Annotated in this window: 8 protein-coding genes and 1 pseudogene; 3 read left to right on the top strand and 6 right to left on the bottom strand. The window is 36.1% G+C overall.

Annotated features, from left to right (window positions below):
- Positions 1-498: 498 nt before the first annotated feature.
- Both GQ596_RS10715 and mazG read right to left on the bottom strand, forming a co-directional pair.
- Complete coding sequence (locus GQ596_RS10715) at positions 499-939, bottom strand: hypothetical protein (RefSeq protein ID WP_065638500.1); 441 nt, start codon at positions 937-939, stop codon at positions 499-501.
- Positions 932-1,768: a nucleoside triphosphate pyrophosphohydrolase gene (gene mazG, locus GQ596_RS10720; protein WP_160401726.1), complete on the bottom strand. Its 837-nt coding sequence runs from the start codon at positions 1,766-1,768 to the stop codon at positions 932-934. Before mazG ends, GQ596_RS10715 begins: the two co-directional genes overlap by 8 nt.
- 209 nt (positions 1,769-1,977) lie before the next feature.
- Between mazG and GQ596_RS10725 the strand changes: the two genes are divergently transcribed.
- Together GQ596_RS10725 and GQ596_RS10730 are read left to right on the top strand one after the other, a co-directional pair.
- Entirely contained in the window at positions 1,978-3,981 is a 2,004-nt protein-coding gene (locus tag GQ596_RS10725) for an OPT family oligopeptide transporter (protein ID WP_160401720.1), read from the top strand.
- 153 nt (positions 3,982-4,134) lie between these two features.
- Positions 4,135-6,057: an ABC transporter ATP-binding protein gene (locus GQ596_RS10730; protein WP_160401721.1), complete on the top strand. Its 1,923-nt coding sequence runs from the start codon at positions 4,135-4,137 to the stop codon at positions 6,055-6,057.
- Positions 6,058-6,127: 70 nt separating this feature from the next.
- Here GQ596_RS10730 and GQ596_RS10735 read toward each other — a convergent pair whose 3' ends face one another.
- On the bottom strand, positions 6,128-6,700 hold the full coding sequence (locus GQ596_RS10735; RefSeq protein ID WP_160401722.1) for a TetR/AcrR family transcriptional regulator: 573 nt from the start codon (positions 6,698-6,700) through the stop codon (positions 6,128-6,130).
- Between the two features lie 180 nt (positions 6,701-6,880).
- Here GQ596_RS10735 and GQ596_RS10740 point away from each other — a divergent pair, with 180 nt between their 5' ends.
- Positions 6,881-7,432 carry an HPP family protein gene (locus GQ596_RS10740; RefSeq protein ID WP_160401723.1) on the top strand — a complete coding sequence of 184 codons (552 nt, stop codon included), beginning with the start codon at positions 6,881-6,883 and terminating at the stop codon, positions 7,430-7,432.
- 207 nt (positions 7,433-7,639) lie between these two features.
- On the opposite strand, the gene nusG is transcribed toward GQ596_RS10740, so the two are convergent.
- From nusG to GQ596_RS10755, 3 genes and pseudogenes are all read right to left on the bottom strand, one after another.
- Positions 7,640-8,185 (bottom strand): transcription termination/antitermination protein NusG, encoded by a 546-nt coding sequence (gene nusG, locus GQ596_RS10745; protein WP_160401724.1) that lies wholly within the window; start codon positions 8,183-8,185, stop codon positions 7,640-7,642.
- A 2-nt stretch (positions 8,186-8,187) separates the two neighbouring features.
- Positions 8,188-8,589 (bottom strand): preprotein translocase subunit SecE, encoded by a 402-nt coding sequence (gene secE, locus GQ596_RS10750; RefSeq protein ID WP_160401725.1) that lies wholly within the window; start codon positions 8,587-8,589, stop codon positions 8,188-8,190.
- A gap of 137 nt (positions 8,590-8,726) precedes the next feature.
- Positions 8,727-8,818, bottom strand: a pseudogene (locus GQ596_RS10755) (elongation factor Tu); the annotation flags it as partial.

Raw genomic sequence — 8,818 nt, forward strand, 5'->3', positions numbered from 1 at the left:
TCTGTAGCCAAAGCGTGGGTTTGCAAAGGGAATTCGCTTTAATTCCCTTTGCTCGGACGTTGTCACTGTAGCTATTTTGTTCACCCAAAGCCCAAACGTCCGAAACCTCTGCACTCAATCCACTCTATGCACCAACAAAAAAAACATTACTTTGATAAAAAATCGGTCAAAAAAGAGCCGAATAAAAAACTTCAATAAAATCAATACCTTTCCTGACCGATTTTTTGTGGTTTTTTATTTAAAAATCAAAAAATTAAAGTTAAATTTTATTATGCTTCTAAAGATTATATTTCGTTAAGAACAAGGTTTTCTCGATTAACAAAGATTTATGAATAAATAAGTCACTCAGACAGCAGTAACGCTAGCTTTAATGCGTTAGCAAACATTTGTATAGCCTCGGGGGCGAGGCTATCATTCAATTAATTTATAACTATTTTTCAATAGTGTTAATTAACAATATAGGCAATAAGGTTTGTCCATTACAATAACGTCTTTTTATTATAAATAAACCACGTGCTTGCCCTTTTCTGGCTGGAAGGTTGCTTTGCCAAATTCATCTAGGAAATAAGCAATATGATCGGCTTTATCCCCCACTAGGCGCCCTTTGACTTTGTTCCATGTCATAAGAACTATCATGGCGTCGGGTTCGCAACAAATTAGCATGGGTTGTTCAAACTCCTCGTTCCAATAAAACTCGCCGCCGTATAATTTATGCGCAGTGAGTAATAAGTAACATCCATATTCTTGTGATATCATGTTAAGTTGTTCTTCTGATATGCTGAAGTTTTTTTCAGCTAGCTCACTGATGATCATTTCAACGACAGTGATGCTTTTTTCTGAATAATCGAGCTGGTTAATGCTCCATGTTGGGCTGTTTAAAATGGCATTTTGTGCCCATGCTTCGATTTCTTGATACAATTCGTTTTTTTGTTCAGTCATGTTGAGTTACTTCGCTATTAGGGTTAATTTGTTCTAGTTGTTTAACACTTTGCCACGCGGCTTCCATTTCTTCAAGTGTTGCTTGAGTTAAAGTAATATTTTTTTGTTGAAGGATCGATTCGACTTGTTTAAAACGTCGCGTAAATTTTTGGTTAGCCTGCTGCAAGCAGAGTTCCGATTTGACTTTTAAGTGCCTTGCTAAATTAACAGTTGCAAAAAATAGGTCACCAAGTTCTTCTTCAATTTTTTGTTGTTCACAATTGTTTTTATTAAGCTCTTGTTCAACTTCGTTGAGTTCTTCTTTGACTTTGTCTAGAACTGGTTGTAATTCTGTCCAATCAAATCCAACCGATGCACAGCGTTTTTGTATTTTGTCGGCTTTTATTAAGGCGGGGAGCGCATTTGGTATGTCGTCTAATATTGAGTATTGTGAGCGGTTATTACGTTCGGTCTGTTTTAGTTGTTCCCAGTTTGGTTTTTCGGTATTGTTATTGCCAACAGTGTTGTTATTACCCAATAGATGGGGGTGGCGATGCACTAATTTATCCGCCACGGATTGACAAATATCGTCAAAATTAAATGCATTTTGTTCTTTTGCTAAATCGGCATAAAAAATAATGTGAAACAGTAGATCGCCAAGTTCATTTTTAAGTTCGTGCATATCTTGCCGTTCTATTGCATCTAGTACTTCGTAGGTTTCTTCTAGTGTATAAGATTTTAAAGATTCAAAAGTTTGCACACGATCCCATTCGCACCCTTTTATCGGATCGCGCAGTTGTTGTGTGATGGATTGCAGGCGTTGTAATTCGTTCAAGGTATTTTCCGTCAGTTTTAGGTTAGTTGTGTTATTGTAAAGCTTTCACTACAAAAGCGTTATTGGTTTTAGCGCGAATGGAAATTTATTTTATTTTTATTGGTAAATTATTTGTTAAAAAAACGTTAACATCATGAAAAATAATGTTATTTATGGAACTTCTAGCTGATAAATGTAAATTAAGTATATAATACATAACTTTGAAATTAATTGTATAAAATAATATGAATAATCTACGAGAACTTACGTTAAGGGGTACCATTCTTGGTGCCCTTATTACTGTTATTTTTACGGCGTCAAATGTCTATCTAGGTTTGAAGGTAGGATTAACGTTTTCGTCAGCCATTCCTGCGGCAGTGATTTCGATGGCCGTATTAAGGCTGTTTTCGGGCGCCACTATTTTAGAAAATAATATGGTGCAAACCCAAGCTTCAGCAGCAGGAACGCTTTCATCCATCATTTTTGTTCTTCCTGGTTTGTTGATGATTGGTTATTGGCAAGGATTTCCGTTTTGGTTGACGTTTGCTGTGTGTGCCGGTGGCGGAATGCTTGGGGTTTTATTTTCTATCCCGTTGCGTCATGTGATGGTTGTTAAAAGTGATTTGCCTTATCCAGAGGGCGTGGCCGCCGCTGAAATTTTAAAAGCGGGCTCTAAAACCGATAATAACGAAGCAAATGATGGGCTTAAGGATATTTTATTTGGGGGCACAATCGCTTCTGTTGTTAGTTTATTTACCAATGGCTTTCGCGTGTTATCTGATAGTGCGGCTTATTGGTTTAGTGCTGGTAAGTCTATCTTTCAATTACCTATGGGGTTTTCTTTAGCGTTACTTAGTGCTGGTTATTTAGTTGGCATTATGTCTGGTATTGCTATTTTGATTGGTACGATTATTGGTTGGGTCTTTGGTATTCCAATTTTAAGCGCGATTTATGATTATGATACTAGCGAACCATTAGCCAAAGTTGCAATGAACTTTTGGGCAAAAGATATCCGCTTTATTGGGGCAGGTATGATTGCTATTGCGGCTATTTGGACGTTGCTTACGTTAATGAAGCCGATGATTGAGGGGTTAAAGCTCTCTTTTAAAAGTATGCGTGCAGATGTGTCAGCTAATGATATTGCACCAAGCGAGCGCGATTTATCGCCTAAAGCCATTTTCTTGATTATGGCAGGTATGTTAATTATTTTATTAGTGACTTTTTATAGCTTTATTGCGGATAGTGGGCTGCCTGCTAGCGTTGCTTGGTTATTAGTGTTTTGCGCTACGTTGTTTGCGTTTGTTATGGGCTTTTTAGTGGCTGCTGCTTGTGGTTATATGGCAGGGCTTGTTGGCTCATCAGCTAGCCCAATATCAGGTATAGCCATTGTTGCTATCATTGTTATTTCATTAGTTCTATTAGGCTTAGGCAAGGCTAATGGTATGTTAGCTTCTGCCGAGGGTTCTAATTTTGCTACAGCGCTTGCCCTGTTTACTACCAGTGCTGTGCTATCGATAGCCTGTATTTCAAACGATAATTTGCAAGATCTAAAAACAGGTTATTTAGTTCATGCAACACCATGGAAACAACAAGTTGCGTTATTAATTGGTTGTGTGGTTGGTGCGATTGTTATCGCTCCTATTTTAGAAATTTTATATAACGCTTATGGCTTTACTGGTGCGCTTCCTCGCCCTGATATGGATCCAAAACAAGTTTTATCGGCACCTCAAGCAACTTTGATGACAAAAATTGCCAAAGGAATAATTTCAAATAATCTTGATAAAACCATGATATATATTGGATTAGGCTTAGGTGCTATTATTATTATTATTGATTTAGTTTTAGCCGCTAATAAAGCTAAGTTTAGGTTGCCAGCCCTTGCTGTTGGTTTGGGTATTTATCTACCACCAAGCATTACTATGCCTATTTTCATTGGTACTTTTTTATCATGGATAATTAAACGTTATACTTATAAAAAAGCACAAGCACAAAATTTAGATCCAGAAGCACAATTTAAGAAAGTGGATCGTAAAGCAGCATTGATTGCGTCAGGCATGATTGTTGGTGAGACTTTAGTCGGCGTATTGTTAGCTATTTTGATTGTTATTAGCATTACAAATGGTGGAAAAGACGCACCGCTTGCTATTTCAGCCGATTTGGGTGTGCTGCCTGAGTTTTTAGGTCTTTTTGTTTTTGTGAGCGTTTGTCTGTTTTTTATTCGTCGTGCTTTGTCGGCAGTAAAAAAATAGTTTAGTTTAAACGCTGTTAAATTTAAGCCCTTTATTCGTTGTAACAAAGGGCTTTTTTATTTACGTTGATTGTTTTTATGTCATGCTTTATTGTAAGGCATTAAAATAGTATTTTATTAACATATTTTATTTTGAATAATAGATAACAATATCATGATAGTATTTGACACCATCCAAGTTCGCCGCGGTATTAATTTACTTTTAGATAATGCCTCAGCTACGATTAATCCAAAACAAAAAGTCGGGTTAGTAGGTAAAAATGGTTGTGGAAAATCCACGTTATTTTCACTAATTAAAGGTGAAATTCAAGCTGATGCTGGCACGTTAAGTATTCCAGCCCAATGGCAACTTGCTTGGGTTAATCAAGAAACACCAGCATTAGATATTCCCGCCATTGAATACGCTATTGATGGTGATCGTGAGTATCGACAATTAGAAAAGCAGTTAGATATTGCTAATCAGCAAAATAATGGCGAGCAAATTGCTCTTTTGCATGAAAAACTTGATACAATCGATGCGTGGACAATTCGCGCTCGAGCTGCAGCGCTTTTGCATGGTTTAGGGTTTTCTAACGAGCAATTGCAATCACCCGTTAAATCCTATTCTGGTGGCTGGCGAATGCGTTTAAATTTGGCTCAGGCATTAATGTGTCGCTCCGATTTATTACTACTTGATGAACCCACCAATCACCTTGATTTAGATGCTGTCATTTGGCTTGAAAAATGGTTAAGTAATTATTCAGGTACATTGATTTTAATTTCTCATGATCGTGATTTTTTAGATCCTTTAGTCAATAAAATTATTCATATTGAACAAAAAAGTTTATTTGAATACACCGGTAACTACTCGTCATTTGAGATCCAACGATCAACTAAACTTGCTCAACAACAATCACTTTATGAAAGCCAGCAATTAAAAGTAGCGCATCTGCAAAGTTATATTGATCGTTTTAGAGCTAAAGCCACGAAAGCTAAGCAAGCACAAAGCCGAATAAAAATGTTAGAACGAATGGAGCTAATTGCACCTGCACATGTGGATAACCCATTTCATTTTAGCTTTAAACCATCAGAATTTTTGCCAAGTCCACTCTTAATGATGGACAAAGTTGTGGCTGGTTATGATAATAAAATTATATTAGAAAAGATTAAACTCAACTTAGTTCCTGGTTCACGTATTGGATTGTTAGGCCGCAATGGTGCTGGTAAATCAACACTCATTAAATTGCTAGCGGGCGAAATAGAGCCAAAAGAAGGAAAGATCAGTTTAGCAAAAGGTGTTCAATTAGGCTATTTTGCTCAACATCAATTGGAATATTTGCGTCCTGATGAATCCCCTCTTTGGCATTTAATGCAACTTTCCGAACCCCAAAATACGGAACAAGAGCTACGTAATTATTTAGGTGGATTTGATTTTCAGGGAGATAAAGTTACCGAGCCAGTTAAGACCTTTTCAGGCGGTGAAAAGGCACGTCTTGTTTTAGCTTTAATTGTATGGCAAAAACCAAATCTACTTTTATTAGACGAACCAACTAACCATCTAGATCTAGATATGCGACAGGCGTTGACTGAGGCGTTAATTGATTTTGACGGTGCATTAGTGGTGGTGTCGCATGATCGCCATTTACTGCGTTCAACTACCGATGAATTCTATTTAGTCCATGACCATAAAGTGGAACCTTTTGATGGCGATCTTGATGATTATCAAAAGTGGTTAGCAGAAGTGCAAAAATCTGAACATCAATCCAATGATAAAAGTCAGTCAATAAAAAAAGAAAATACCAATAATGTTTCGGCTCAGGATCGTAAAGAACAAAAACGTAAACAAGCCGAATTGCGCGCACAAATGCAACCGATTAAGAAACAGTTACAAAAAGAAGAACAGTTACTTGATAAATTAACCAATCAATTAAAGCAAATTGAAGAACAATTGTCAGATCCTGCAATCTATGACGCAAGCAAAAAAAATGAACTTACAACTTTGTTACTAGAGCAAAGCCAACTTAAAAATCAATTAGAAGAAACAGAATTGCAATGGTTAGAATTACAACAACTGCTGGAGTCGTTTAACTTAGATTAAATTGATCATTTCTATTAAGAGGCTTGAGGTAATGGCTATCCATTATCTATAAGCCAGCTATTTAAATTATTCATAGGCTATCCTCTCCAATGTTATCGACGATATCATAGATGTACATTTTTGCCTGTTCAAAATCATATCCCTCAATACCAAAAACGGATGTGCAAGATATCATACCTTCAAGTATTAACATAATTAGACAAGATGCCTGTTCACATGACTTTGTGCCTCCTAGACATTCAAAAATTCTATCTTGAAGCCATTTTTTATGTTCGCTCACAATAGCGCATATTTCTTCGCTTTTATTGTTATATTCAGACTTAGCTCGTACAAACATACAACCGCGGTAGTTATCATTCTTAAACCATTTTATATGCCATGAAATAATTGCATTGATTTTGTCTTTTTTCTCAGAAAAAACAGCGATAACATCTGTAAGTGATTTTTTAAAAAAAACATTCCGCCTAAGTAATACTTTACTTACCAGCCCATTTTTGTCACCAAAATATTTATATAACGTTCTTTTTGATACACCTGCATTTTCTGCAACAAGCTCTAAACTAACAGGATGATACCCATATTCATTAAATAGCGATTCAGCCGCAACAAGTATCGTATCAACAATTTCAGGTTTCAATTTCATTTTTTATTATTTGTAATTTCTAGAATATTTTCGATTTTATCACAATAGCTCTAATGAAGTTAATTATAAATAACATTTGACCTTTCAAGTCAATAAATATACATTAAGTAAACGATATCGTTTACTTAATACGGTTACTTGTTTTATTAAGATCCCACATTAACCAAACAGGAGAGATTTATGCTAGAAAAATTAAAAGGAGGAGAGGTGATGCAACCTAAGCCTCATGCAGTAGCTATATTGAGAGGATTTATTGGGGGGGCTTTAGGGATTTTGACTTTGCTCGTAATCACTCATTGGGGAGGTACATTAGCAATTATGGCTCCATTTGGTGCAACATGCGTGTTGTTATTTGCTGTCCCTAAATCGCCATTGGCACAACCAAGAAGTGTTATAGGAGGGCATTTTGTTTCGTCTTTTATAGGTGTGTTATTCATTAATTTATTTAGCAATGGAATTATACCGATAGCATTAGCTGTTGGGACATCTATCGCATTGATGCAGTTACTGCGTGTAATTCACGCCCCTGCTGGTGCAAATCCTATTCTAATCATGATGTCTGGAATGACTGACTATTCATTCTTGATAACACCAGTACTTGTAGGTTCGGTTTTATTAGTCATGGTTGCTTTAATAGTTAATAATATAGGAGCCGAAGCTCGTTGGCCTAACTATTGGTTGGGATATCACTTTGATATGGGTAAAAGAATAAAAAAATCTAAAAAAGAGTAGACTGCCTGTATTGTATTAATAAGTTAAATTATGATCCTATAGTGGTTTTACCTAGCTTGGCTACTTACTTTAATAAAATACATTAGAAATAGAACTATTATTCTCAAAAGGCATTGTATTTGTTTCATAAAAACAAAAACCACAAGATAGACTCTTGTGGTTTTTTAAAAAAATACTGTAATTCAGTGAAAAAACTATATCAAAAGATTAGCTCTTTTCAACTTGGCTAAAATCTAGCTCTACCGGTGTCGAACGTCCAAAAATAGAAACAGACACTTTTAAGCGACTTTTTTCGTAGTCAACCTCTTCGACAACACCGTTAAAGTCAGCAAATGGACCTTCGTTAACACGAACAAGCTCACCCGGTTCAAATAATGTTTTAGGACGTGGTTTATCACCAACTTGTTGTAGACGATTCATGATTGCATCAACTTCACGTTGGCTAATCGGTGCAGGTCGATCCGATGTTCCACCAATGAATCCCATTGTTCTTGGTACACTTTTTACTAAATGCCAAGTCGCATCATTCATCATCATTTCGACTAATACATAACCGGGGAAGAATTTACGTTCACTTTTGCGACGTTGACCACTTTTCATTTCAACGACTTCTTCGGTTGGTACCAATACTTCGCCAAATGCATCTTCCATATTATGTAATTTAATATATTCACGCAATGATTGTGCAACACGGGCTTCATAGCCTGAATAAGCTTGAATAACATACCATCGTTTTTGCTGTGTTTCACTCATTGTTAGCGCCCTATTGATGTTAAATAAAAAATTACTGAACGGAAGAAAGAGTCCATTCCCCAAAGCGCCAAACCAACAACAATTGTGATAGCCGCAATTAGTAAAGTTGTTTGTGTCGTTTCTTTACGAGTTGGCCATACAACTTTTCTTAACTCTTTTCTAGATTCTTGTAAAAATGATAAAAATAATTTACCTTTACGGGTTGTTATCGCAATGAATAAAGCCAACAGCGAAATGATAACAACCGCAATAATCCGAACGATTGAATTAGGTTGATATATATCATTAGGTTCAGAAAAATAAAAGTTTCCCCAAACAACAAATGCAATCAATACTAGAACTAAACCCCATCTGAATTTATCTAAAATAGTATTTGGATCTTGATTCTCGTTACTTACTAGCATATAAAACCTATATTATGTTATTTATAATAATATCCATTTTCCAAAATGCTCTTTTAATAAAAACATTTTGCTAAACAGACTAGATAAGAAAGGGCATCGACTGACACCCTTTCTATTGCCGCTAAGGCTTAACTAAATTATTTAATAACTTTAGCAACCACACCAGCACCAACAGTACGACCACCTTCACGAATCGCAAAACGTAAACCTTCTGCCATCGCGATTGGGT

Origin of the sequence: Gilliamella sp. Pra-s60, assembly GCF_009795755.1 — a bacterium.
GTDB lineage: Bacteria > Pseudomonadota > Gammaproteobacteria > Enterobacterales > Orbaceae > Gilliamella.

Bases quoted from the DNA above. Each gene is read 5' to 3' on its own strand.
- GQ596_RS10715 (WP_065638500.1), bottom strand. From the start codon at position 939: ATGACTGAACAAAAAAACGAATTGTATCAAGAAATCGAAGCATGGGCA.
- GQ596_RS10725 (WP_160401720.1), top strand. From the start codon at position 1,978: ATGAATAATCTACGAGAACTTACGTTAAGGGGTACCATTCTTGGTGCC.
- secE (WP_160401725.1), bottom strand. From the start codon at position 8,589: ATGCTAGTAAGTAACGAGAATCAAGATCCAAATACTATTTTAGATAAA.
- GQ596_RS10730 (WP_160401721.1), top strand. From the start codon at position 4,135: ATGATAGTATTTGACACCATCCAAGTTCGCCGCGGTATTAATTTACTT.
- nusG (WP_160401724.1), bottom strand. From the start codon at position 8,185: ATGAGTGAAACACAGCAAAAACGATGGTATGTTATTCAAGCTTATTCA.
- GQ596_RS10740 (WP_160401723.1), top strand. From the start codon at position 6,881: ATGCTAGAAAAATTAAAAGGAGGAGAGGTGATGCAACCTAAGCCTCAT.
- GQ596_RS10735 (WP_160401722.1), bottom strand. From the start codon at position 6,700: ATGAAATTGAAACCTGAAATTGTTGATACGATACTTGTTGCGGCTGAA.